The 24,243-nt window shown below is 64.7% G+C and carries 21 protein-coding genes; 7 read left to right on the top strand and 14 right to left on the bottom strand.

The annotated features are described in order from the left end of the window. The first annotated feature begins 356 nt into the window (after window positions 1-356). The gene (locus AB1384_11170) at window positions 357-1,859 is read left to right on the top strand and encodes a hypothetical protein (GenBank protein MEW6554833.1); all 1,503 of its coding nucleotides are present in this window, start codon (window positions 357-359) and stop codon (window positions 1,857-1,859) included. A 220-nt stretch (window positions 1,860-2,079) separates the two neighbouring features. Here the strand turns inward: AB1384_11170 and AB1384_11165 are convergent, their stop codons facing one another. The 3 genes from AB1384_11165 to AB1384_11155 form a co-directional block, all read right to left on the bottom strand. After that, entirely contained in the window at window positions 2,080-2,769 is a 690-nt protein-coding gene (locus AB1384_11165; protein MEW6554832.1) for a response regulator transcription factor, read from the bottom strand. Window positions 2,770-2,867: 98 nt separating this feature from the next. Continuing rightward, window positions 2,868-3,719 (bottom strand): DUF166 family protein, encoded by an 852-nt coding sequence (locus AB1384_11160; GenBank protein MEW6554831.1) that lies wholly within the window; start codon window positions 3,717-3,719, stop codon window positions 2,868-2,870. 27 nt (window positions 3,720-3,746) lie between these two features. Continuing rightward, complete coding sequence (locus tag AB1384_11155; GenBank protein MEW6554830.1) at window positions 3,747-5,855, bottom strand: adenosylcobalamin-dependent ribonucleoside-diphosphate reductase; 2,109 nt, start codon at window positions 5,853-5,855, stop codon at window positions 3,747-3,749. 217 nt (window positions 5,856-6,072) lie between these two features. On the opposite strand from AB1384_11155, the gene AB1384_11150 reads away from it, so the two are divergent. Together AB1384_11150 and AB1384_11145 are read left to right on the top strand one after the other, a co-directional pair. Continuing rightward, window positions 6,073-6,666, top strand: coding sequence for a hypothetical protein (locus AB1384_11150; GenBank protein MEW6554829.1), 594 nt, complete (start codon window positions 6,073-6,075; stop codon window positions 6,664-6,666). Further along, the gene (locus tag AB1384_11145; GenBank protein MEW6554828.1) at window positions 6,629-7,672 is read left to right on the top strand and encodes a hypothetical protein; all 1,044 of its coding nucleotides are present in this window, start codon (window positions 6,629-6,631) and stop codon (window positions 7,670-7,672) included. The genes AB1384_11150 and AB1384_11145 overlap by 38 nt, the downstream gene beginning before the upstream one ends. 82 nt (window positions 7,673-7,754) lie before the next feature. Here AB1384_11145 and AB1384_11140 read toward each other — a convergent pair whose 3' ends face one another. From AB1384_11140 to AB1384_11100, 9 genes are all read right to left on the bottom strand, one after another. Then, window positions 7,755-9,395 carry an FAD-binding oxidoreductase gene (locus AB1384_11140; protein ID MEW6554827.1) on the bottom strand — a complete coding sequence of 547 codons (1,641 nt, stop codon included), beginning with the start codon at window positions 9,393-9,395 and terminating at the stop codon, window positions 7,755-7,757. A 209-nt stretch (window positions 9,396-9,604) separates the two neighbouring features. Beyond that, window positions 9,605-10,633: a hypothetical protein gene (locus AB1384_11135; GenBank protein MEW6554826.1), complete on the bottom strand. Its 1,029-nt coding sequence runs from the start codon at window positions 10,631-10,633 to the stop codon at window positions 9,605-9,607. A gap of 41 nt (window positions 10,634-10,674) precedes the next feature. Then, on the bottom strand, window positions 10,675-10,935 hold the full coding sequence (locus tag AB1384_11130; GenBank protein ID MEW6554825.1) for a glutaredoxin family protein: 261 nt from the start codon (window positions 10,933-10,935) through the stop codon (window positions 10,675-10,677). A gap of 149 nt (window positions 10,936-11,084) precedes the next feature. Next, complete coding sequence (locus tag AB1384_11125) at window positions 11,085-11,804, bottom strand: Crp/Fnr family transcriptional regulator (protein ID MEW6554824.1); 720 nt, start codon at window positions 11,802-11,804, stop codon at window positions 11,085-11,087. Between the two features lie 58 nt (window positions 11,805-11,862). Further along, entirely contained in the window at window positions 11,863-12,060 is a 198-nt protein-coding gene (locus AB1384_11120; protein MEW6554823.1) for a 4Fe-4S binding protein, read from the bottom strand. A 123-nt stretch (window positions 12,061-12,183) separates the two neighbouring features. Next, window positions 12,184-13,434 carry an FAD-dependent oxidoreductase gene (locus tag AB1384_11115; GenBank protein ID MEW6554822.1) on the bottom strand — a complete coding sequence of 417 codons (1,251 nt, stop codon included), beginning with the start codon at window positions 13,432-13,434 and terminating at the stop codon, window positions 12,184-12,186. Window positions 13,435-13,612: 178 nt separating this feature from the next. Next, the gene (locus AB1384_11110; protein ID MEW6554821.1) at window positions 13,613-14,386 is read right to left on the bottom strand and encodes a glutamine amidotransferase; all 774 of its coding nucleotides are present in this window, start codon (window positions 14,384-14,386) and stop codon (window positions 13,613-13,615) included. Between the two features lie 3 nt (window positions 14,387-14,389). Next, window positions 14,390-15,796: a Mur ligase family protein gene (locus tag AB1384_11105; GenBank protein MEW6554820.1), complete on the bottom strand. Its 1,407-nt coding sequence runs from the start codon at window positions 15,794-15,796 to the stop codon at window positions 14,390-14,392. Between the two features lie 132 nt (window positions 15,797-15,928). Beyond that, window positions 15,929-16,630: a small multi-drug export protein gene (locus tag AB1384_11100; GenBank protein ID MEW6554819.1), complete on the bottom strand. Its 702-nt coding sequence runs from the start codon at window positions 16,628-16,630 to the stop codon at window positions 15,929-15,931. Between the two features lie 151 nt (window positions 16,631-16,781). On the opposite strand from AB1384_11100, the gene AB1384_11095 reads away from it, so the two are divergent. Then, the gene (locus tag AB1384_11095) at window positions 16,782-17,501 is read left to right on the top strand and encodes an HAD family hydrolase (GenBank protein ID MEW6554818.1); all 720 of its coding nucleotides are present in this window, start codon (window positions 16,782-16,784) and stop codon (window positions 17,499-17,501) included. 154 nt (window positions 17,502-17,655) lie between these two features. Here AB1384_11095 and AB1384_11090 read toward each other — a convergent pair whose 3' ends face one another. Both AB1384_11090 and AB1384_11085 read right to left on the bottom strand, forming a co-directional pair. Next, window positions 17,656-18,792 carry a DUF3048 domain-containing protein gene (locus AB1384_11090; GenBank protein ID MEW6554817.1) on the bottom strand — a complete coding sequence of 379 codons (1,137 nt, stop codon included), beginning with the start codon at window positions 18,790-18,792 and terminating at the stop codon, window positions 17,656-17,658. Window positions 18,793-18,938: 146 nt separating this feature from the next. Continuing rightward, a complete protein-coding gene (locus AB1384_11085) occupies window positions 18,939-19,787 on the bottom strand; it encodes an amidohydrolase family protein (protein ID MEW6554816.1) in 849 nt (282 codons plus the stop codon). Between the two features lie 148 nt (window positions 19,788-19,935). Here AB1384_11085 and AB1384_11080 point away from each other — a divergent pair, with 148 nt between their 5' ends. The 3 genes from AB1384_11080 to AB1384_11070 all read left to right on the top strand — a co-directional run. Then, a complete protein-coding gene (locus AB1384_11080) occupies window positions 19,936-21,198 on the top strand; it encodes a HEAT repeat domain-containing protein (protein ID MEW6554815.1) in 1,263 nt (420 codons plus the stop codon). After that, window positions 21,195-22,535, top strand: a complete 1,341-nt coding sequence (locus tag AB1384_11075) for a hypothetical protein (GenBank protein ID MEW6554814.1) — start codon at window positions 21,195-21,197, stop codon at window positions 22,533-22,535. Before AB1384_11080 ends, AB1384_11075 begins: the two co-directional genes overlap by 4 nt. Before the next feature lie 75 nt (window positions 22,536-22,610). After that, window positions 22,611-24,243, top strand: a 1,633-nt coding sequence (locus tag AB1384_11070; protein ID MEW6554813.1) for a DUF362 domain-containing protein, incomplete at its 3' end; no start/stop codon positions are given.

The following is a 24,243-nucleotide window of genomic DNA, read 5'->3' as shown; positions in this document are numbered from 1 at the left end:
ACTCCGGTGCGTGGTCGAAGACCATGCGCACCGCCCGTTCTTTCAGCTCCGGTGGATATCTCTTTTGTGTATTCATGGCTCCATCCTCTCAGACTATGGAGCCTCCAGGAAAGTCGGGGCGGTTCACAGACCCAGCTTGTGCGTAGTTTCTAGTTGGTTTACATGCAAAATAGAGGGATTATATAATAGGATCGAGAGCGATGAGGGGGTGACTGTTTGCTTGCATCTCTATATTCCCGTGCTCCACGAGGCGGCAATCGCACGTCCTCGTTTGCTTCCGTTGGAGAAACCGGCCGGGCTAAGGCTTGCCGGCTCTGAAGTGGTCTTGATGAAGGGTTATTTCAAAGGAGGCCAACATGCGTAATTCGATCAGAGCCCGTAACGTGATATTGCTTTGTATCGCGGTCTTTTTGGCGGTCGCCATGTTCCAGCTTCCCCTGCCCGGGGTAACGGTGGAAAGCGCCGCCGCTGCATCCGGCGCCGGGTGGGAAGACCAGACCCCCGTAACAGACGGGCCGAAGCTCTATGCCGTGGACGCAGTGAGCAGTGAGGTCGCCTGGGCGGTGGGGGTCGGCGGCACTGTTTTCAGCACCGTCGACGGCGGGGATAGTTGGGTACAACAGGAAACGAGCACCACCGATTTCCTAGGCGCCGTGGCAGCCGTGGACAGTTTGACGGTCTGGGCTGGGGGCGGGGATACCCTGCTCAAGACCACCGACGGCGGCGGGACCTGGGTATCTCAGGACGAGGCCATAGCTGCGTTCCATACAAGTTCGAGAATCCTGCAGAAGACCATCAGTGGTCTAGCGGTCGTTGATGCCGATACGTTGTTGGTCTCCGTGAATTATATCTTGACCGGCTTGGCGCCCTTCGGCTACTCGTACGAGGCAGCGATCTGGAAGACCGACGACGGGGGAGCCACCTGGACGATGATGCTGCATACCACCGTTCCCCCCCATGTCAACGAAGTATATGCAGTCAGCGATCAGGTCATATGGGCGGCTGGCGGTTCGTCCGGCTGGGCCAGCCCATATCCCATTGTCTGGGTGTCATCCGACGGGGGCGCGAACTGGGCTTATCGTTACCTGGGGTTCCCCGGCGATATCAGCATGTTTGATATTGTGGCGCATGACACTGTGAGCGCCTGGGCTGTTTATACGCATGTCGCAGGCGACGCAGGCGGAGTGAAGAAGACCTACGACGGCGGCATGACCTGGCTGACTCAGCCGGCCCCCGTCGGGATTGTCCCGCAGGCGTTATCGTCACCTGGCGGTAACACGCTATGGGTGGTCGGTTCGGCGGGAGCAATCTTCAAGACTATTGACGGCGGCGCGAGCTGGATCACCCAGGACTCCGGAGTAACTACTTACCTCTATGACGTATGCGCGGTAGATACCGATACCGCCTGGGCAGTGGGGGATGCCGGTGTCATCCTGAAGACCGAGGATGGAGGCGGCGGAGTCGTTCCACAGCTTTCAGTGACCTCCATTACGCCAGCGCAAGGCACGCAATATGCTTTCGCCATGAATATAGATGACCTCGCGGGGACCGGCTTCCAGCCGGGCGCGGCGGTAAGGTTAGAGAAGGGCGCCGCGGTCATCCAAGCCTACAACGTGAGCGTAGTATCGGGCGAGAAGATCACGTGCACCGTGGGGCTCTTCGGTGCGGAACCGGGGATATACGACGTGGTGGTCACCAATCCGGACGGCCAGGAAGCACGCCTCGCGAGCGGGTTTACCGTGACCTCTCCCTGCGGCGCGGGCAGCGGCACCGCCCTGCTCATGCTGGGGCTGACCCTGGGGCTGCTCTCCCTGGCGGGCCCTGTGCGTTTGAGGCGCAGGAGGAACACGAGATCCTAGCCGCCGACTATTTAAAATCGACAGGGGCGCGGCACACCGCGCCCTTCTTGATATGTATGAGAACGAATGGTATGAAGGATCTTCTTACAGGGTCAGGTCTTGTTTTTTGCATATTATTGTCAAGAGAAGAAATACGTAATGCCTGGTAAAGACAGCTATATGATGGCAATAATCGGATAACATACCGAGGTATGCAAGAATCAAGACCTGACCCCGTAAACTAGAAGAACTTGTAGCCTACGCCGGTGACGGTCTTGATGAACTCGGGGCTGGAGGAGTCCAGCTCGATCTTCTTGCGCAGCCGCGCCACGTGGGTGTCGATGGTGCGCGAGATGCCCGGGTCCTCGTAACCCCACAGGGCTTTCACGATGTCCTTGCGCGAGTATACGGTGCCGCGGTGGCTGGCCAGCAGCCACAACAGGTCGAACTCGGTCTGGGTGAGGTCCACCGGCTTGCCGTCCAAAGATATCTCTCTCCGTTTGCGGTCGATCTCCAGGCCGCCGATGGAGACGTATTCCTCCTTCTCGGTGGAGTCCCGCACCATGTCCGCGCGGCGCAGGGCAGCCTTGATGCGGGCGATGAGCTCCGCTCCCTTAAAGGGCTTGGTGATATAATCGTCGCCGCCGATGGCCAGCCCGCTCACCAGGTCGGTGATGTCGTCCTTGGCGGTGAGGAAGACGATGGGCGCCGCCGTCTCGTCACGCAGGCGGCGGCAGACCTCCATACCGTCCATCTTGGGCATGATGATGTCCAGGATCATGAGGTCCGGGTGCTCCTCGTGGCAGACGCGCATGGCTTCCTCACCGTCCTCGGCCATGAGCGCCTTGTAGCCCTCCGCCATCAGCAGTTCCGCGATGAGGCGGCGGATGTGGGGGTCGTCGTCGGCCACCAGTATCTTCTTCTCTGCCATCTACCTTCCCTTAGAACCAAAGCTCCATGTCCATAGTATATCTCGGTTCAGAAGAAAGCCCTATTTAGACCCGAATGTATGGTCAGTGGCCCCACCGCTCACCGCGCAGAGACGCGGGCCATGGCGGGGGAGGTCGGCAGCTCCACCCGTACCCCCACCTCGGCCAGGGCCTCCTGCACCGCCCGGTAATGCATGAACCCGCCCATATGCAGGATGGTCTCGCCCAGCTCGCGGTCGACCTCCATGGAGGCGATGCAGGGGAAGCTGTGCCAGTACTTCGCCACCACCTCGGCCACGGCCGCGTCCAGGGGGGCCCCCTTGAGGTTGAAGGCCACGTAGTAGGTGTTGCCACAGGGCGCGCTCCGCACCACCCTGGCTTCCTTTATGTAACCGTCGCCCAGCTCCAGCCGGATCTTGGGGTACCCGATGCGGAAATAGTCCATGAACTCGTCCACCGCCGGATGGATGCCCGGGGGCAGGGAGCAGAAGGGCTTGGGGAAGGCGCAGCCCATGCCCAGCTCCCGGCAGGCCTTCTTCACCTGACCCTTCACCCAGCGGCCCACCCAGTCGGGGCCCTCGGAGGGGGTGATGATCACCCGCGAGCCCGCCGCGGCCGCCGCCCCTGGCAGGGCGAGCAGGATCTCCTGGTGTACGTTTATGGCCACGGTGGCGTCGTGGGGCGGCAGCCCTCCACCGAGTAGCTCCATGGGGTCGTCCAGGTAGTAGGGCAGCACGGAGGGCATCTGCAGGATGCCGGTGATGTCGCCGGAGAAGTCGATGCCGTAGGTGTCGCGGCAGTGGTCGCAGAGCACGCCGCAGCCGTTGCAGTAACCCTCGTCATTTACCAGGTGGCGCAGGAAACGCTGGGCGAAGCCGTCGTCGAAGGTCACGGTGAAGTCTTCCCGCTTGATGGGTATGGGCCCCCCGCAGTAGGCGATGAGCAGTCTCACGTTTGCGTTCCCCGTCCCGGTCTTCGCCTAGAAGAAACAGAGGGGGGTGGGGCACCCCCCGGCGTATTCCGCCTCGGCCATGGTGTACTCCGGGCGCTCCAGCAGGCGCATGAGCGAGTCGCTGCCCAGGTAGAGCACCTGCTCTTTTTTGGAGCCGTAGCGGTAGACGGTAATGCCCTTGCAGCCCAGCTCGTAGGCCAGCCGGTAGGACTCCTCGATGTCGTCGATGGAGGCGTCGGAGGGGAAGTTGATGGTCTTGGAGACGGCGTTGTCGCAGTGCCTCTGGAAGGCCGCCTGCATACGCACGTGCCACTCCGGCGAGATGTCGAAGGCGGTGACGAAGACGCGCTTCACGTCCTCACCGATGCCGTCGGCATGCCGCAGGGTGCCACTGCGCGCGATGCCCATCATGAGGTCGTTGCTGTAGAAGCCCAGCCGCTGCGCGGTCTCCTCGAAGATGGGGTTGATCTCCATGAGCTGGGTGCCTTCGATGACGTTACGCACGAAGGCGATGGCGAAGAGCGGCTCGATGCCCGACGAGCACCCGGCGATGATGCTGATGGTCCCGGTGGGGGCGATGGTCACGGTGGTGGCGTTGCGCATGGGCACGCCCCTGCTCTCCCACACCGAGCCCTCGTAGTTGGGGAAGACGCCGCGCTTTCCCGCCAGCTCGCCGCTGGCGCGGTGCGATTCCTCCTCCAGGATGGACGCTGCCTCTTCCGCCGCCAGCAGGCCCTCCTCGGAGTCGTATGGTATGCCCATGAGCAGCAGGGCGTCGGCCAGGCCCATGACCCCCAGGCCTATCTTGCGGTTGCCCCGGGTGACCCGCTCCGTCTCCGGGAGCGGCCAGCGGTTGATGTCGATGACGTTGTCCAGGAAGTGCACGGCGGCGCGGATGGTGCGAGACAGCTTCTCCCTGTCCCACTTCCCGCCGCTCACCATATTCTTCAGATTGACCGAACCGAGGTTGCAGCTCTCCCACGGCAGCAGGGGCTGCTCCCCGCAGGGGTTGGTCGATTCCATCTCGCCCAGGTGGGGCGTAGGGTTAGTGCGGTTGATGGTGTCGATGAAGACGAGCCCGGGGTCGCCGGTGCGCCAGGCCTGGGTGACCACGAGGTTGAAGACGTCGCGGGCGTGCAGGCTGCCGGTGACGGCCCCGCTGCGCGGGTTGCGCAGGTAATAGACGTCGTCCGCCTCCAGGGCCTGCATGAACTCGTCGGTGATGCCCACCGAGAGGTTGAAGTTGGAGAGGAAGCCGTCCTGGTCCTTGGCGGTGATGAAATCGAGGATGTCGGGGTGGTCGCAGCGCAGGATGCCCATGTTGGCGCCGCGTCTGCGGCCGCCCTGGCGGATGACCTCGGTGGTGACGTCGAAGATGCGCATGAAGGAGAGGGGTCCCGAGGCGATGCCCATGGTCGACTGCACCACGTCACCCCGGGGGCGCAGGCGCGAGAAGGAGAAGCCGGTGCCGCCTCCGGACTTGTGCACCAGGGCCATGTTTTTCACAGCGTCGAAGATGCCGGGGATGGAGTCGTCCACGGGGAGCACGAAACAGGCGGAGAGCTGCCCCACCCCCGTCCCCGCGTTCATGAGGGTGGGGGAGTTGGGCAGGAAGTCCAGCGCCACCATGAGGCGGTAGAAATCCTCTTCCAGGGCGGCGGTGTCGGCCCCGGGGTCGTAGGCGAGGTCGGCCTGGGCTACGGCGGCGGCCACGCGGCGGAACATCGCGTCCGGGGTCTCCGCCACCTGCCCGCTCGAGTCCTTGAGCAGGTAGCGCTTCTTGAGCACGTTGACGGCGTTCACGGTGAGCTTCAGCTCGTCCCTGACCCCGATGAAGTCCTTGGTACGGCGGATCTCGGCCCGGCGCTCGCGGTAGAGGATGTAGGACTTGGCGGTGCGGGGGAGGCCCTGCGCGATGAGGGTCTCCTCCACCAGGTCCTGCACTTCCTCCACCGTGGGGATGTCCTGGGCGAAGCGCGCCTCGAGCTTTTGCGTGACCGCGCGCGTCAGCACCTCGGCCTGCGCAGGCTCGCCCTCATCCACCGCCTCGATGGCCTTGCGTACAGCCGTGGAGATCTTGGCGGGCTCGAACGGGACCACTGAGCCGTCCCGCTTGCGTATCTTATCCAGGGGCATGGTCTTCCTCCATCAGATGGTCAAGCGGGGGCCCTGCGGGTCAGGGCCCCTCTTTCCATCTTTATTGTACCCAGCGGCAGTGACGCGAAGCATGATACAGACCGTTCGCGGCTTTAGTGGCGCTTCTCGGAGGCCTCTTGACAAGTATAGCTTAGAAAGTTAGTATTAATAATCATAACAGTTAGTATTATTAGTACTAACAAAAAGGGAAGTTAGAATGGAATACAAAAAGGCAGAGGACATGCTTTCAGCACTGAACACCGTGCTGGAGGAGCAGGGGTCGGCACCTGTGGACATCGTTATCTGCGGCGCAATGGTACTTCTCTTGCAGGGGATTATCGACAGGCCCACGAGAGATATAGACGGACTCGGCGTGGTGGAAGAGCAAGGTGGTTCCCTCGTGCTCAGGAAGCCTTTGATGACCAATGAGTTCGATCTGGCGGTAGAAAGGGTCGGGAACCTCTATGGAGAGGGAAAGCACTGGTTCAGTACCGCTGCCACGATCCTGCACGATGATACTGAACTGCCTGCGGATATCATAGATGAAGCGGAAGTTAGGCGCTTCGGTGATCGATTGACCATACGCCTCTGCTCACGCCAGCATATGGTGTACCTGAAGATGTGGGCGGCTGTCGACCGGGGTCAGCCCGATATCGGAGACCTTGTCAGGATGCAGGTATCGGAAACAGAGGCGCGAGCAGCTGCCGATTGGTGTCTTGAACAAGCGAAGGAAAAACTGCCTGAGATCAAAGCGGTGCTCAAGGAGATAGGCCATGGAGAACTGGCTGGAGAGCTTGCGGCAAGCGATTAGCGGAATCATGTGGAGCCAGTGGGCGGCGCTGGGAGCCTATGTGGCCGCGGAGCCGTGTCGCGGCTCCGTTATCGATCCGGAGGCGCTATTGGTCGGGACCTGTGCGTTTGGAAGGGAGGACGCGAGGATCTTCGATGAAGCGATGGACTGGACGGTCATCAACCATGGGTTTTTAAAGCCGTGGCGGTTGAGAAGGATCTCCCGCGCATTTGGTCCCGATACCCAGAGGACGCTCGGCGCATTTCTTGATTACGTTGCCGGTGAGGTCGGCAAGGACATCCTCCCGGGGGTGAGAAAGGAAGCAAGTGATTCACTCGACGGGGTGGGAACGGAGGAGCTCTTCCAGCACGAAAAAGGCCGCTATGACCGGCAGGGCAAGGAGCCGGACGAGGTATTCCTGAAGTGGAAGCTGTTGAGGGGAACCCCCAGGATCCGTAACCACTCACAGAAGCCGGACCTCGGCAATCCTGCCAATCTCATGCTCCGACTCAGGGACTACTATGGGGCCGGGGCTCGAGCGGACGTCATGACCTATCTGCTTACGAACAGGGGGGGGAGTTCGAACGGTATCGCCTTGAGTACGAGCTACCAGCAGAGACGGGTATACGGCGTGCTCGAGGACCTGGTGGGAGCGGGGGTCGCACATAAAAGAGGCGGTCATGGTAATGCTTATTATTGGATCGATCAGGAAAGGATCGCCGCATCACTCGGACTGGACAAAGAGCGGCCGGCCTTTTTCGTCTGGGGGGATATCTTCTTTGCCTTGGACAAGGTGGTCTCGGATCGGCGTCGGCAACAGGAGGTATACGCGAATGAATTCCTCACGGCGGAGAGGATGCGCGATCTCGCCGTTGAGGTGGTCCCTCTGCTGAGAAAAGCCGGAGAACCCCTCTCCCATATTCCCTTCCCGAACCCCGGAAACCTCAAGGGCTCGCAGCACGAAGAGGCATTTATCGTGTTCCTGGATAGCGTCGTGGATGTTTTAAAGAGCCATATGATCGACTGAGGACGGACTTTTTTTCGCGTGGTGGGGAGCAACGCAACAAGGCTCTAGGCTCCTTCTTGGCCTCCTTCGTTGCATGGAGCCCTCACGCGGGGGGGCCGTCTTCCCCCCAGCGCAGGCGCTCGCTCAGTTCCTCGAAGCGCTTGACCCTCTCCGGGTCCACGTTCTCCGTCTCGAAGTCCTTCTCCTCGCAGTACAGCCCGGTGTCGGCGGCCTGGCCGGGGTCGAAGCCGGCCGAGATCCTCTGCTGCCAGCGGTTGAAGTCGCCCGCCAGGGGGCTCAAGGCCTTGCGCACCTCCGGGGTGAGCACCGAGAGAGGGGTCATGCAGTGCTCTATGGCCTCGAGGGTGGAGAGGAAGGCCAGGGGCTTGAGGGCCTGCAGGCTCTTCTCCTCGTGGACGCTGTACATGTGCACCACCTCGCAGTGGGCCCAGGTGTTGTTTTCGTAGGGCACGAAGTAGGGGTTCTCGGCGCCGTCGTCCAGGATGGCGCCCCGCTCTATCCATGGCTTCTTCACCGCGGCGATGGCGTCCGCCCAGGGCATCTGGGAGTCCAGGGCGTCGTTCTCGTCCAGGTTGGTGCAGAAGGTGCCGCCGAGGCGGAAGGCCGCGGGGATGAGGCTGGCGCGGATGAGGTTGAGGGGCAGCATGGGAGCCAGGGGGGGCGCCTGCATGTCGAGCAGGATGCCGTTGTGCTTATGCACGATCTGCTTGAGCACCGCCTCCTGGTATTCCAGCTCGCCCATGGAATCGCCCGCCAGAAGGACGGTGAAGGGATACCTTAGCACGTCGTAGATGATGCTCCGGATGTTCCTGGTCTTCATGATCTTGCGGTAGAGCTTGGGGGCCATGGACATGGGGAAGGAGCCCATGGTGATGCGCAGGCAGAGATAGCCTATCTCCGCCTCGCCCAGCTCGTACATGGCATCTGCGAAATGCTTCGCCTCGTAATGGATGCAGCCGTAAAAGCGCAGGTTCTCGGGGCGCTCCACCACCGAATCGAAGACCGTTCCCTCGGCCTTCAAGGCGGGGGGGCCGGGCCAGTTGAAGAGCTTGAGGGCGCAGGCGGTGAAGATGCCCAGGCCGCTGAAGGCGCCGGACGAGCCGCGCATGATGCCGCGGAGCGAGGGACCGGGGCCGTCCCCGGAGAACCAGCCCTCATCCGAACCGGGGGTGCCCAGGCGCAGCAGCTCCCCGTCGGGAAGCACCCATTCCACCCCCAGCACGTTGCGGGGGCTGTAGCTCATGTAGATGCCGTCGTGGCCCACGCCGTGCATGGAGGTGGCGCTGGCCAGGGGAGAGCACACCGGCCCCGCCCCGATGAGGTGGGTGTTGAGACCCCGCTTCATGGCCTCCGCCTGCAGCTGCGCCCCGCTCACGTAGGGCTCCACCACGGCGATCATGTTCTTCTCGTCGATGTCGAGGATGCGGTCCATGCGGCGCAGGTCCACCTGGACCACGCCCTCGGAGGTGGGCCCCGCGTGCACCCCCCACCCGGTGCACATGGCCTTGAACTTGAGGCCGTGGCGGTTGCAGGCCCTCACCACCTCCCGCACCTCGGCGGTGGAGGCGGGTAGGACCACCGCCTCGGGGCGGGCGGTCCACAGCGCCGGGTCCTCGTTGAGGAAGGGCTGCCAGGCGTAGGCGTCGAGCACCGCCGGCTCGCGGGAGGCGTTCTCCTCTCCCACCGCCTCCTCGAGCGCCTTGTATGCTTCTTCCGATATCAACGTACTAGCCTCCTTTCCCCCCGCATTACTATATACGAAATAACACTGCCCTGGGGGGCGGGCGATGCGTAGCGCTGGGGCCAGCATTTATACTGGCCCCAGTCGCCATTACGTAAGAGCAACATTGGGTCTATGGATTCCCGGTCCGGTCTGGAAGGCCCCCTCTTCCAGGGCCGGCGCCCTTGGGCAGCGACGCGCAGCGCTGGACCTCAAACAAGCAGTTCCTGGACCTCCTTGACGACCGCGTAGGCCTTCTCGACGGTGGCGGTGAGGTCGGGGTTGACCAGGCAGCAGGTGGCGGGGGTAAGGAGCGAGCGCCCGGCGACTTCGCCGCGGTCCAGTCCTTCCTCGCCCAGCCTGTCCCATAGCGCCAGCAGGCGGTCGGCCAGGCCGCGAGGCGTCTCCGCCTCGAGTTGGTGTGTATGGGTGGGCACAGACCCCCAGGCGACGGTGCCGCCGCGGGCCAGCAGGCGCGCGATGCCCGAGCGGTATCCCGCGAGGATGTCGTGGTTGTTGTAGGCGTCGAGGGAGATGAGGTCCACCGCCGACTGCAGCAGGAAGTCCCAGTCGGGATTGCCGCAGAGGTGCACGCCGCGTGGCCCCTCCAGGAGCGAGAGGAAGAGCGCCAGGTCGGCGCGGGCGCTCTCCGAGGTGTAGCCGGTGATGCCGGTGAAGAGGAATTCCAGCCCCGGCTCGTCCACCCACACGAAGGAGCGCGGGTTTATCCTCCGCAGGTCCGCGAGGTGGCGGTTCACCTTGGCCGCCACATGCCGGATGGCCACCTCGCGGGCATCGTCCCGGTAGATGATGGGCTTGTTGCCTGAGTCCTTGACCATGAGGCACAGAGATATGGGCCCCATGAACTGCCCGCGCAGGGCGGGATAGTCCGCGGATGCCCGTTCCAGGAAGGCGCCGTAGGTGGCGGACTCCGCGGCGGTGATGGCGAAGAGGTCGTCCCGGGGGTCCAGGGAGAGGTAGTCCTCGAGCCCGGCGTAGAAAGAGTCCTCGTCGAAGGTTATCCTCTGGCCGTCATAGTCCACCTCCGTCCCGGGCATGCCGGCGACCGTCTGCACGTAGGTGTCCTCGGAGTAGGAGAGGTTCGGCAGTTGCGGCCAGAATGGTATGTCGAGGGAGAACGCCAGGTCGAGCGCTTTTTCCGCGTCGCGGTGGGGAAGGATGCCCATGGCCGTCGTCATGAGCGGCCCCGCCAGCTCCAGGACGTCGGTGGCGCCGCTCATGATGCGTTTCCCGCCGCGCCCCTGGCCGTGGTCCTCACCGGCTATTTCGCCGCTTCCGACAGCACGCCGGCATCGACCAGGGCCTTGCGGTAAGCCCCGCGGTCGAAACCGACGATGATCACGTTCCCCAGCTCCATCACCGGGACCCCCATCTGGCCGCTCTTGTCGACCATCTCCTGGGCGGCCTTCTCGTCCTCGGATACGTCGATCACGCTGAAATCGACCTTCTCCTCGGTGAGGAAATCCTTGGCCATACGGCAATATGGACAGCTGGGAGTGGAATAGAGCTTGATCTCAGCCATGTCTCGGCCTCCTCCCTCGACTTGCCCAGCAAGCAGGCATGCTTCAGACATACCAATAATATGCGAATGGGCGGCTGGCGCCATGACCTCGATCAGACCAGCGCCGCCTGCGTGTGATCCGGCCGGTGATCCCCGTCCTGGTGCTCCGTTCAGACCTGCGAGCAGCCCTCGCTGACCATCTCTTCGAGGTGCTTCTTGTCGCGCAGGATGATCTTGCCCTTCTCCGTGTCCACCAGGCCCATCTTCTTGAAGTTGGAGAGCACGCGGATGGTGGTCTCGACCGTGGTGGCGGCCATGTCCGCGATGTCCTGGCGCGTCAGGGGCAAGTCGATGCTGACCCCGTCGGCCTCCACGATCCCCGCTTTGCGCGAGAGCATGAGCAGGACGCGCGCGATGCGCCACTCCACCCTCTCCATGGCCAGGGCGCGGATGGTGTTCTGGGCCTCCCGCAGCCTGTTGCCCAGTTCTGTGATGATCTCGAGGGCCAGGTCCGGGTTGTCGCGCAGGAAGGCGAAGAAGTCGGTACGGGAGATGGCTAAGAGCTCCACGTCATCGAGGGCCTGGGCGGTCATGGGGTAAGGCTGTCCGTCGAAGATGGCCTCTTCTCCGAAGATCTCCCCGGGATAGGCCATCTCTACGATGGTCTCGCGGCCGTCCTCCGTCTGCTTGAGCAGCTTCACCTCTCCTTTGACCACGGTGTAGAGGTTGCGGGGCTGGTCGCACTCGAGAAAGACATACTCCCCCTTGGCGACCTTCTCGGTGGTGCTCAGTGCATAGAGGCGGTCGAGCTCCTCGGCCTCGAGGTACTCGAACATGGGGATCTTCCAGAAGATGTTGACCTTTGAGGTGTCGCCCTTTTTTTCTGCCATTTTTTACCTCAGAAGGAAAAGGGGAGCCCCGGCTCCCCTTGTGAATATCCCCTCGGACTTACTCCATGGAGATGGCTTCGGAGGGGCACTCCTCGGAGCAGGTGCCGCAGCCATCGCAGTCTTCGGGCCTCGCAAGGAAGGCCACGTCGTCGTCGTTCAGGTCGATGCAGTCGTTCGGGCACTCGTCCACGCACAGCCCGCAGCCGGTGCACTCGTCGTCGTCGAAGACTGGCCTCTTGTCGCTTGGCTCTCCCATTCGTATTCCTCCTTTTACTCTACCTGCTTTACGGGATTAGCGAAAATCCCCAACTATCTATAACACAGAGATAATGTCAAGGCAATGCCGAAAAGGTCAAGCTCCAGGAGCCCCTCCCCGGGTTCATCCGCCGCCCTTGATCTCCCCCAAGAGCCGTTTGGCGTCGAAGCCCGGATCGAAGAGGCGGTCCCGGAAGGAGGAGACATCGGCCCGCATCCTGATCAGGGACTCCATGGCCTGCGCCTCACCTATGTTTCCGATGAGGGTGGCTCCCACCAGCACGCCCTGCGAGAGGACCAGCTTGCGGTACTGTCCGTCCTTGGGATAATCGCCGGTGAGGACCTCGTACCCGGCTTCGTCGGGGGGGAGGTCCTGCCCCATGGAAGCCACGGGCAGCCCGTAGATGACGATGACGTTGAAGGGGACGATGCCTTCCATGGCGGCGTCTCCGCCGCTCATGTTAATGCCCGCGACCTCGCCCTGGCGCTGCGTGTTGAGGTATGAGGTCACCAGGCGGTGCTCGCCGCTGGCCGGGTCCAGCACCTGCGCGGCGTCGCCCGCGGCGTAGATGTCGGGCCGGCTGGCTCGGAGGTGCTCGTCCACGAGCACTCCGCGGTCCGTCTCGATGCCGCTGCCCGACAGGAACTCCAGGTTGGAGACCACGCCGATGGCGATCCCCACCATCTCGGCGTCCAGGCTCTTCCCGGCGGCGGTCCTGACTCCGGTGACCCTGTTGCCGTCGCCGGTGATCTCGTCGATCCCATCCTCCTTATGCAGGATGATCCCCTTTTCCAGAAGCACCTTTTCCACCAGCGAGGACCCGGCGGCATCCAGCATCTGCGGCCAGAAGCGGTCCTCGCGGATGAGGTAATGGGTGGTGAGGCCCAGCTCGTTGAAACAACGGGCCATTTCCACCCCCAGCAGGCCGCCCCCCAGCGCTACGGCGTTCTTCGCCGCCTTGCCCCGCGCGATGATCTCATCGGCCTGGTCCAGGGTACGCAGGTAGACCACCCCGTCAAGTCCGTGGCCTTCACAGTCCATCCGGCGCGGGCGCGCCCCCGACGCGATGAGCAGGCGGTCGTAGGAGACGGTGCCGCCCTTCTCCAGGACGACCTCGTGCGCGTCCGGGCGCACCTCCAGGGCGCGGTCCTCGCGCCTCAGCTCGATGCGGTTTTCCACGTAGAAATCGTCCTCGACCGCGAACACCGTCTCGCGCTTCTTCCATCCGCTGATGTAGTCGGGCAGCCTCATGCGGTAGTAAGAGAGATGACGTTCCTCGTCCACCATGGTGACGGCCCCCTCCGGGTCCCGCTTGCGGATAGTCTGGGCGGTGCGCAGCCCCGCCGCTCCGTTGCCTATGATCAGGTAGTCCATATCCCGTGCTCCTCTCCCGGACCGCATCACTGCGTGGAAACCGTTTCCAAGCTATTCTACCCATACCCAGCATCCCCTGAACAGGAACGGGTCAGCCCCTGACATGTGACATTTTCAGCAAAGAAAGACCTGAAAAGATTACGCCGTTAAGAAAATGTCACATGTCAGGGGCTGACCCCTAAGACTTGCGGAGGCGGCGGCGCCAGCCCCGGTCCCGCAGGATGAAGCCGAGGGCGGCGCGGTGGGCAGCGTCCTCCAGGGAATCGTCCAGCGGTGGAAGTCCCTCCAGGTCGTGGCGGCGCCGCAGCGCCTGCAGGATGAACCAGTCCGCCAGGCGCGGGTTCTTGGGCAGGAGGGAACCGTGCAGGTAAGTGCCCACGGCGTTGCGGTAAACGCACCCCTCCCCACCATCCTCCCCGTTGTTGCCATAGCCGGCTATCACCCTGCCCAGGGGTTTGCAACCCGGCCCGAGATGGGTGCGCCCGGAGTGGTTCTCGAACCCCACCAGGGTGCCCTCAACGCCCGCGAGCGAGCTGGCTACGGCCACGTTGCCGATGAAACGCGTATCGCCGCCGACGGTCTTCACGTCGAAGAGGGATATGCCGGGAAGGTCCTCGCCGGTGTAGGTGAGAAAATGATCGCCCAGGAGCTGGTAGCCCCCGCAGATGGAGAGCAGGGCCGCGCCCTCCTCCACCGCCTGGCGCAGGGCCTCTCCCTTCTCCCGGCTGAGGTCCTCGCAGACCAGGATCTGCTCGCGGTCCTGCCCGCCGCCGATGAAATAGAGGTCGTGCTCCCCTGGGTCCAACCGGTCGCCCAGGCTCACGCCCGTCACCCGCACGCCGTAGCCGCGCCAGCGGCAGCGCTGCGCCAGGGTGATGACATTGCCGCGGTCGCCGTAGATGTTCATCAGCTCCGGGTAGAGGTGGCAGATGCGCAGCTCTGGCGCCTTCAGGGCTCAGCCCTCCTTCCACAGTCCGGGGGCGGCGCCCATGCGGGTGAGCAGCCGCCGCAGGTCCAGGGTGGCGGTGTAGGTGGTGAGGGCGTAGACCGTCTCACCCTCCCGGGCTCCGTCCAGGGCGGCTCGCAGGGCGCCCTTGAGGTCGGGCTCGACGCGGATGGCGGAAGGGTCGAGGCCGGCGTACTTCATGCGCAGGGCGATGTCGCGCGCGCGCGTCCCCGTGGCCACCAGGGAGCGCGCCAGGGGCGCCAGCTCCTCGAAGTCCACGTCCCATATCCATGACACGTCGCGGCCGTCGGCGATGCGGTCGTTGAGGGCGGCGAGCACCGCCAGGCCCGTGCCCTCGCCCTGCAGGGTACGGATGACCTCGTTGAAGCCGGTGGGGTTCTTGGAGAGGACCAGGAAGAGGGTGCGGCCGTCCACGGGTATGCGCTCGCCACGGCCGAAGGCGGTGCTGTATACCTCCACGCCCCGGCGCACGGCCTCCATCCCCAGCCCCAGCAGCTGGGCGCCGCCGCAGGCCGCCAGCAGGTTGTGTACGTTGTACAAGCCCGGCAGACCCAGGAACAGCTCGGTCCGCCAGAGGGGGGTGGACAGGTTGACGCGGGAGCCCGCGGTGCCCGAGAGCTCGATATGGGTCGCGGCGAAATCGACGGGCGGGCGGGCCGCTCCGCAGCCCGGACAGGAGTACTTCCCCATGTGGCCGAAGTAGTTGGCCTCGAATTCCAGGGGCGAGCCGCAATCGCGGCAGTGCTTGGAGTCGGCCGCGTGGCGCAGTCCGGCCTCGGCCACGCCCCCGTACTCGATGCCGTAGTAGTAGATATTGGCCGGGCAATCCCTGCCCAGCGACGCCACCAGGGAGTCGTCCGCGTTGAGAAGCACTGACGCGCCTCCGTCCAGGTCCGAGAGGGCTGCGTCCATCTTCCGCGAGAGCGATTCCAGCTCGCCGTAGCGGTCGAGCTGGTCGCGGAAGAGGTTGGTCACGATGACCAGGTGGGGCCGCAGGCGCCGCACCGCGATGGGCAGGGTGGCCTCGTCCACCTCGAAGAGTCCGATGTCGCCGCGGGGCCTTCCCTTGCGGTCCGAGGCCTGGGCCAGGGCGGCGGTGATGCCGGTCATGAGGTTGGCCCCCACGCGGTTGTGCACGGGCCGCATCCCGCCCGCTCGCATCATCCCCGCCAGCAGGTTGGAGGTGGTGGTCTTGCCGTTGGTCCCGCTCACCAGGACGCAGCCGCCGGAGAGGGACGATGCCATCTCCTCGGGGGCCTCGGGGTGCATGCGCAGGATCACCTTTCCCGGGAAGTTAGAGCCCGCTCCCGCACCCAGGCGCCGCGAGAGCTGGGTCACCGTCTTCCCGGCAGCGACAGATACCGCCAGCCTTGCGTTTCTCCGTTTATCAGCCATGGGTCTATTGAACGCCACCGCCGTCGCGTCACGCAAGCCAGGGATCGGCTTCAGGCAGGTCGGGGCCAGGGTGTATCCTACCCCTGCTTTACAACGCTTCAATGGATGTGACCGGGGAAAATGTCATTCGCTCTAAGCATCCGTATCGATCTGGGATACGTCCTCCTGAAAAGCCTCCTCGCCATCCAGCCTGCCCGTCTCCGCCGCGTATTCCTTCCTGCCCCGCATGAAGATGTATACGAGCACCGCGGTGAGCAGGGCGAAGAAGACCAGGGACCCCTGCCAACCCAGGAGGAAGCCGAAGGACGTGGCCAGGGCCACCACTATGCAGGCGATGAGCACCCCGAAGAAGATGAAGAGGAGGGCGGTGGGCCTGGGGATGTCGAAGACGAAAGCGGCCACCGCTCCCGACCACGCCCCGGTCATGGGGAGGGGGATGGCCACGAAGATCATCAGGGCGATCTCCTGCCACCTCTCGAAGGACGCCGAATGCTTGCGGCGGGTGCGGGCGAAGAGCCAGGTGAAGAAGCGGTCCATGGTCTTTGAGTGCCGGCTCAGCCAGCTCGAGAAGGGGTCCAGGAACCACAGGATGAAGGGGATGGGGATCATATTGCCGATCACCGCGAACACGGAGGCTTTCCATACCGGCATGCCCAGGGCCACTCCGGCCGGGATCGCCCCCCTGAGTTCGAAGATGGGGAACATGGCGATGATCAAGACCACCAGCCACTCGGGAAACCCGCCCAGGGCTTCCCGGAAGCGGTCCGCGAGGCTTGCATAGGGGAGCAGCTTGAGCGCTATGCGATTTAACGGGCCTGTTATCCAGCTAAACATATCGTCCAATGATATTACACATATCGTTGCGCTTCAATCGACAACGCCGGCGGTCACGGCGCTGGAGGATCCCATCCGATCCGAGCCAGCCGGCTAGGCTCAAGCGCCGCCGTCCGCGGGGGCTGATACAATCCCCTTGGAGGTGAGAGGCTTGCGCCAAGGGATTAAGGCCGTCTTCTTCGACGCCGGGAACACCCTGCTCCTGCCGCACCCCTCCGTGGAGGAGGTGTGTGTGGAGGTGCTGGCCGGCCGCGGACTCCACCCTCCCCTGGAGGACCTGCGGCGCGGTATGGAGCAGGCGGAACGCTACTACGAGGCGAGGTACTGGAGCGACGACACTTTCTGGGCCTCGGAGAAGGAAGCAGCGGCCATGTGGAGCGAGATGTACGGTCTGGCCATGGCCGAAGCCGGGGTCGAAGACAGCCTCGAACTGGGGCGCCTGCTCTACGACGAGTTCGGAAACGGCGACCGCTGGACCCTCTTCCCCGACGTGATACCCGCCATGCGGGAACTGCACGGGATGGGCATACGCATGGGGATCGTCTCCAACTGGGACGCGCGCCTCCCCGGCCTCTGCCATCACCTGGGGCTGAGCCGCTACCTCGAGTTCGTGATCAGCTCAGCGAACCTGGGACAGATAAAACCCGAAGCCTCTATCTTCCGCAGTGCCCTGGGCAGGGTGGGGATCGAGGCCGGCGAGGCCGTACACGTCGGAGACCATTATTACGCCGATGTGCTCGGTGCACGCTCCGCGGGAATCCATCCCGTCCTCCTGGATCGCTGGGGGTGGTCCTCGAACCCGGACTGCACGGTGGTGAGAAGCCTCGAGGAGCTACCCGGGCTGGTGCGGTCCGGGACCATCCTCCCCTGACGGGTAGACGGGGTCAGCCCCTGACATGTGACATTTTCCTAGAGGAAAGCCATGGCAATCCAGCCTATACAGAGAATGTCACATGTCAGGGGCTGACCCCGTCTACTTTGCTGAGAATGTCACATGTCAGGGGCTGACCCCATCAGGGACTCGTTTACTTGTAGGTGACGGGGATGTCCTCTGACAGCAGGTGGATCCAGGTCTGCCCTGGGTGCAGCGGCACCGGGTTGCCGTTCTCATCGGTGAAGGTGGTGGGCACGGAGCGGCTCCCCTTCTTCCAGGTGGCGTGGTATACCTTGCCGCCGCTGAACACGAGGCACTGCCCGCTCCCGGTGACCTGCGACACCGGCACCGGAGAACCCGCCGAATCCCGCAGCCCGCTGTTGGTGACCTTGACGTACTGGATGATGACGTTGCGGGGTGCCACCCTGCTCCCCGTGGTGAGGTCGTTGTGCGGCTTTCCCTGGATGGAATGGAGGTAACTGTCCGTGGCCGGGTCGTACTGATACGAGGCGGCGCACATGGCCGCCTTGTAGGCGATGTTGATCGATGTAGCCGGGCTGACCATGACACTCTCCTCTGTCGCTCCCGCTTCTTCCCCGGCCTCCCCGTTTTCAGTCTCGCCGGAAGCGTCGGCCGTATCCTTCGCCTCTTCCTCCTGCGGGTCCACGAAATAGAGGCCGCTATCGGGCAGGAAGTCGTAGGTATCGCCCTGCTCGGCGAGGTACTGGCGCAGCAGGGTGGTGCTGGTGTAGAGGTTGTGGGGGGCGCGCCGGGTGCGCTCCCTCCAGAAATGGGCGTCGTCCTCCTCTATGTACAGCATCCCCGACGCTCGCAGCATGGACATGACGGAGTCCGAGCCGCCGCTGCAGATGAGCAGGGGGTTGAGGTAGTAGGTGATATCGATGTCGGAGGGCCGGGCGCTGCGGGTAGGCCCTATGGCCGCGGAGTCACGCGAGAGATAGATGCAGATGAAGCGGGTCAGGCCGCCCTCCACCAGTTCCTCGTAGACCAGGTCGGCGTCGACGATGCCGCTCTGGGGGCGCGCATCGGCGTGGTTCTCAACCTTGACCGCCAGGGGGCGGCGCGTGATCTGGTCCCACGACGCTACCACCTCCCCGGTGAGGGGGTTCACGGGGGGTTTCTCCGGCTCCGGGGCGGGCTCGGTGCCGGCCGTCGAAGCGCTGGTGGCGGCGCACCCGCTCAGTCCGGCCGCTACGGAGGAGAGAAGGAGGAAAAGGGCGAGGATGGCCAGTGCCGCGTACATATGTCTGCCCCACTTCGAGATCATACCCGCAAGCTCCTTTCCGAGTGTTTTTCTTTTCTTTATTCACTCCGCGGCGGCGGCATTCCTTCTCGAGGCCGTTCAATTACGCTGATGGAAGGCGCCGTTCCCCGCCGTACGCTCCGCGCCCGGAGCGCCCGCCCCGCGGCCCTTCACCCTTTATCGACGAGGAAGAGGCGCGCCGCGTTCCCCCCCAGGATGTCCGCCGCGAGGTCGCTGCCTGCGCCCGCGCGGGCGTCTGCCAGGGTGCGCTCGTAGGGGATGAGGGGGTAGTCGGTGGCGTAGAGGATCTTGTGGCCGCCGCAGGCCGCCGCCGCCAGGCGGTAGACCTCGCTGCGGTAGAGGAAAGGGGAGGCGGCGGAATCGTAGTATACGCGGACGCATGCCTCCGCTACCTCGGGCATGAGTTCGTAGAACGGGAGTCCTCCGCCCCAGTGAGGGAGGATGAACGTCGCGTCGGGGTAGGTCGCGATGAAACGGTAGATGCTCCGCGGTGTGACCGGCCCCTTGCCGGGGTAGTCGTGCCCCACCGGCTCGTTGACGTGGATCATCACCGGCACATCGAATTCCACCGCCAGCTCCACCAGCGGGTCCATGACCGCGCCATCGGCTATGTCGAAACCCTGTGGCTGCGCGTGCAGTTCGCCCAGGCCGCGTGCTCCCGCCTCCAGGCAGCGGCGCGCTTCCGCGGCGGCCTCCCTGCCGGCGGCCGGGTTGGTCACGGCGAAGGGCAGAAAGCGGTGCGGCCAGGCGGCGGCCACCTCCAGGAGGTAGTCGTTGTTCTCTCTGCAACGCTCCAGGGACGTCCAGGGGAAGGGGCAGATGACGGCCATGTCCACCCCCGCCGCATCCATCTCCAGCAGCATGGTCTCAGGGCTCGCCATGCGCCCGTCCCCCCGGCCGAACATGAGCCTGAAGGCGCCCTCCTCTTCCCCCACCTCGCCGGGGTGTTCGCGCACCCGCGCTGGAAACATGTGGGTATGAGAGTCCAGTACGAACACCGCTGCCCCTCCCGCATCTCAGCTCCCGCTACCGGCCGGACGATTCCTCACGCCGCGGCCTGGCGACGTCCTGTTAACCGCGGGCCGCACGATTTATAATAGCAAAATGGTTGCTTCCTCAGGTACGACATGTGATGCGGGATAGACGATGGGGACCATACTGTTCTTTGTGCTCGTTGGCGTCGTTTTTGCCCTCATCGTCTTCGCCATCTACATGCTGGTGCGCATCCTCAAGATCTATGCCAGGGCCCGCAGGCTGGAGACCATGCGCGGCTACGAGACCATCCTCTATGCGGCGCTGCAGAAGCTGAGCCCTGACCGCACCTTGCAGACACTCATCCCCGACCCGGACCCCGGGGCGCTGGAAGAGGTGCTGCTGCGCATGGGGGACGAGGGGACGGGAGAATGGAAAGGGAAGATCGTCGAGCTGTACCGGCTTGCCGGATTCGCCGCCGACCGCACGCGCCAGCTCCACTCCCGTTCCAAATCCAGGCGCGGCGGCGCGGCGCGGCGCCTGGGCCGCATAGGCGACCCTGACGCGGTGCCGGCCCTGGCGGAGCTGCTGCGGGACCCCAGTGAGGAAGTGCGCGAGGCCGCGCTGTTCGCGCTGGTGCGCACCGGGTCGAGGGAAGCGCTGCAGGCCATGATCGATGCCCTGGACAGCGGCAGCCGCTGGTCGCAGGAGAAGGTGGCGGAGGCCATGGAGGAGGCGGGCGACGAATCTCGGCGCGTCCTTGCGGGCCTGCTCGGCAGCGATAACCCGATGCACCGCGCCTTCGCGGCGGAGGTCATCGGGGGGATCGGAGGCGACGAAGAAGCCGCCTTACTGGTCGATGCCCTGGCTGACGGGGAGATAGACGTCAGGGCGCGGGCCGCCGATTCCCTGGGCAGGATGAGGCACCGTCCGGCCAGGCCCGCCCTGCTGAGGTGCCTGCAGGACCCGGCCTGGCAGGTGCGTGCCCAGGCCGCGAAGGCGCTGGGAAAGGTGGGCGACGCCTCCGATGCGCCCAGCCTGGCGGCGCTGCTGCGGGACCGGGAGTTCTGGGTGCGCAACAACGCCGCGTCAGCGCTGCGGGAGATGGGGGATGCGGGCGAAGCGCCCCTGGTGGAGATGCTCTGGGACGGCGACCGTTTCGCGCGCGAGACGGCCGCGCAGGCCCTGGAGGAGGGGAGTATCGTGGAGAGGCTGGTGAAGGACATGCGTGAGGGAGTCGAGGCCCCCGAGGCAGGCCGCATCATCCGCCGCCTCGCCGAGATAGGCAGCACGGGCACCCTTATCCAGGTCCTCTCCGACCTGCAGGACCCGGAGGTCAACGCCCGTCTCGCGGAGGTCCTTGCGGGCATCGGGGACGCCGAGCTGGAGCGGGTCCTGTCATACCGGCCCCCACGCGGCGGGAAGAGCAGGGGATGAGCACCGTATACCACGTCCTAGTCTGCCTGGCCATCGCCTATTATCTCGTCCTGTACACCATGCATATGCTGCATCTAGCCGTCGGCTACCGGGCGATCATGCGCTGGAAGAAAATGGGATACGTCGAGGAGGCCCACCGCCTCTCTCGCAGCGGCATGGTGCCTCCCCTCACCCTGGTGGCGGAGATCGATTCCACCGGCGAGGACACCATGCACTGGATAGACCGCAACCTCTCACAGCGCTATCCCGAGATGGAGGTGCTGGTCGTCTACGGAAGAAGTGATGACGAGAGGGCGGAGAGGATCATTCACACCTTCTTCCTGCGCCGCGTGGACCGCGTCTACCGGCGCGTGCTGGAGGCGCCACAGGCCGTCGAGGTCTATCAGAGCGACGACCACCGGCTGACCCTGGTGCGCACGGACGGGGAGCCGGGAGCGGACTGTCTCAACCTGGCCCTGAACCTGGCCCGCTACCCCATCTTCGGGGTGGCCGACCGCGCCGCGCTGCTGGAGGAGGACGCGCTGTTATGCATGGTCAGGCCCTTCATGGAGGGGGAGGTGAGCGCCCCGGCGGTGATGGGGGTCGAGCTCCCCTCGGACATGGAGGGAGAGGGGCATCTGCCTCCCCGGCGCATCACCAGGTTCGCCCTCATGGACTCCCTCCGCATCCAGCTCGGGTTTCTGGCCGGGGCGCCGTACCTGGGCGGTCCCGCCACCGCCTACGGCTCGCTCACCCTCTACCGCAAGGGCGAACTCCTCGCGGCGGGAGGGTTCCAGGCGGGCCTCTCGCAGGTGGAGGCGAAGATGGAGATGACCCTGCGCCTCCAGCGCATCATGCACGAACAGGGCCGCCTCTACCGTTTCGCCTACGTCCCCCAGGTGGTGGTGCGCCGCGACTTCCCCCGCAACCTGGGCGAATGCGTTAACGAATTCCGCGAACGGCAGGCCGGGATACAGGTGGCGCTCAGGTCCGGGAGGGGCACGTTCTTCAAGACGGGCTACGGGCACCTGGGCTTCGTGCAGTTGCCCTCTTTCTGGCTCTTCGTCAAGCTGGCTCCGCTCATTGGTTTTGTCGCCTTCACCCTCTCCATCGTCTTTTTCGCTCTCGGCCTGGTGGGTTGGCCGGTCTTCGCCGGTTTCCTGGCCAGTTCCATGCTCTATCCCGCCCTGGTCGGGGTGGGGGCGGTGGCGGTGGCCCGCCGGGGGCTGGGCATATTGAAAGGCCAGGGGGCGGCGCTCTTCGGCTACGCCTTCCTCACCCAGTTCTGGTACCGGCAACTCATGGGGCTCGCCCCGCTCTTCAGTCCCGCTCCACGCCGTCCCCGCGAGGTAGAATAGGGTTACGGGACCCTGTCCTCCCGACGCGGGGCGGACAAGTCCCGCCCTGGTCGCCAGCGTCGCGGGAAAGAGAGGATGGAAAAAGGAACTCCCTCCGGCAGGGATATCCGTTTCCTAGCGTGGAGATGCTCCCACGCAGCCTTCGGCCTGCTGTGCCTGGCCTGGCTGATGCTGCGCAGCGGACGCCGCCCCTCGCGCCTGCGCTACCCTTGCCAGCAGGCCGCGGCGGCCCAGTCCGCCTGGGTGCTCGCGGCCGCGGGCGCCGTGCTGGCGCACGCGGTGAGCCGGCATGGGCGCCGCCGCATCGTCCCGGTCATTACCACGGTCCTCGTGGCCTCGCTCTGCATCATGGCCGGCGGGGTGTCTAACGTGGCGGGGGAGGGGGACGTCCCCGACCTGGCGGAGGCCAGGGCGCGCGCAGCATCCCTGGTCCCGGAGGCGTGGGAGGCGTCCGTTCCCGGCGGCGGCCACGATGTCTTCGCCGTCAGCAACGTCCCAGTCCCCGCTGGTAGCCCCTACCACCAGGGGGTGCAGGCGCTCATCCGCCTCATGGACGAAGGAGGGGTTTCCTTCTACCGCAGCGCCTTGGACTGCCCCGGTGCCGGGCCGGACGGCATCGTCGCCGCGAACGACGTGGTCCTCATCAAGGTCAACGCCGCCTGGGACCAGCGCGGCATGACCAATACCGACGTGGTGCGCGGCCTCGTCACCGCCATCCTGGGCCATCCCGACGGCTTCACCGGCGAGGTGGTGCTGGTGGAGAACTGCGAGGGCGGCACCGACTACTACCACACCCGCAACAACGCCGAGAACCCCGCCCAGTCCTTCCAGGCGGTGGTGGACACCTGCGTGGACCCTGGAAGGGTGTCCACTTCCAGCTGGTGGTCCTTCACCGACGACGTCGTGGGCGATTTCGACGGCGGCGACATGCGCCAGGGTTACGTGCCGCTGGGCGCCAACGTCTCCTACCCGAAGTTCATCACCAAGCTGGGGACGTGCATCTCGCTGCGCAACGGCATCTGGACCGGCTCCGGTTACGACAGGAGCCGCCTGAAACTGATCAACGTCCCCGTGCTCAAGAGCCACAACGCCACCGGGGTGACCGCCAGCCTCAAGAACTTCATGGGCGTGCCCAGCATCCATATGACCAGTAACGTCCATTACGACCTCATCTATCAGGGCTTTATGGGCAGGATTATGAATGAGGTCATCTACCCCGACCTCAACATCATCGATGCCATCTGGGTAAGCCCGTCCCATCCCGATGGTCCCGCCGGCCCCTACGCGAAGGCGGTGCGCGCGAACATCCTCCTGGCGGGCAGGGACCCGGTGGCGCTGGACTGGTACGCGGGGAAACATGTCCTCTACCCCATCAGCGGGTACGGGCGCCACGACCCCGACACGCCGTACGGCGAGGGCACCAACCCCTACCACGACGGGACGCGCAACACCGGGTACGCCTACAACGCCTTCCGCATCATGCTCGATTCGACCGCCGCCGTGCTGCGCCAGGGCGGCCACGACGTGACCTCGGACCCGGCGAGCATCGGCGTGCACCTGCGCGACCTGCGGGAGGGGCTGGCCTGGTCCGGGGGCCACTGCGTCACCGGGGTCGCCGCTCCCGCCACCGACTGGCATTTCGCCGAGGGCACCACCCGCGAGGGCTTCGACGAATGGCTGTGCCTACAGAACCCGCAAGGGGAGAAGG

This window comes from Actinomycetota bacterium, assembly GCA_040757835.1.
Classification (GTDB): domain Bacteria; phylum Actinomycetota; class Geothermincolia; order Geothermincolales; family RBG-13-55-18; genus SURF-21.
The sequence above is the reverse complement of the archived record's forward strand: the minus strand, read 5'-3'. Positions and strand labels throughout refer to the sequence as shown.

Coding starts and splice junctions, on each gene's coding strand:
- AB1384_11170 (MEW6554833.1), top strand. CDS start 357: ATGCGTAATTCGATCAGAGCCCGTAACGTGATATTGCTTTGTATCGCG.
- AB1384_11165 (MEW6554832.1), bottom strand. CDS start 2,769: ATGGCAGAGAAGAAGATACTGGTGGCCGACGACGACCCCCACATCCGC.
- AB1384_11155 (MEW6554830.1), bottom strand. CDS start 5,855: ATGCCCCTGGATAAGATACGCAAGCGGGACGGCTCAGTGGTCCCGTTC.
- AB1384_11150 (MEW6554829.1), top strand. CDS start 6,073: ATGGAATACAAAAAGGCAGAGGACATGCTTTCAGCACTGAACACCGTG.
- AB1384_11145 (MEW6554828.1), top strand. CDS start 6,629: ATGGAGAACTGGCTGGAGAGCTTGCGGCAAGCGATTAGCGGAATCATG.
- AB1384_11135 (MEW6554826.1), bottom strand. CDS start 10,633: ATGAGCGGCGCCACCGACGTCCTGGAGCTGGCGGGGCCGCTCATGACG.
- AB1384_11130 (MEW6554825.1), bottom strand. CDS start 10,935: ATGGCTGAGATCAAGCTCTATTCCACTCCCAGCTGTCCATATTGCCGT.
- AB1384_11125 (MEW6554824.1), bottom strand. CDS start 11,804: ATGGCAGAAAAAAAGGGCGACACCTCAAAGGTCAACATCTTCTGGAAG.
- AB1384_11120 (MEW6554823.1), bottom strand. CDS start 12,060: ATGGGAGAGCCAAGCGACAAGAGGCCAGTCTTCGACGACGACGAGTGC.
- AB1384_11115 (MEW6554822.1), bottom strand. CDS start 13,434: ATGGACTACCTGATCATAGGCAACGGAGCGGCGGGGCTGCGCACCGCC.
- AB1384_11105 (MEW6554820.1), bottom strand. CDS start 15,796: ATGGCTGATAAACGGAGAAACGCAAGGCTGGCGGTATCTGTCGCTGCC.
- AB1384_11100 (MEW6554819.1), bottom strand. CDS start 16,630: ATGTTTAGCTGGATAACAGGCCCGTTAAATCGCATAGCGCTCAAGCTG.
- AB1384_11090 (MEW6554817.1), bottom strand. CDS start 18,792: ATGATCTCGAAGTGGGGCAGACATATGTACGCGGCACTGGCCATCCTC.
- AB1384_11080 (MEW6554815.1), top strand. CDS start 19,936: ATGGGGACCATACTGTTCTTTGTGCTCGTTGGCGTCGTTTTTGCCCTC.
- AB1384_11075 (MEW6554814.1), top strand. CDS start 21,195: ATGAGCACCGTATACCACGTCCTAGTCTGCCTGGCCATCGCCTATTAT.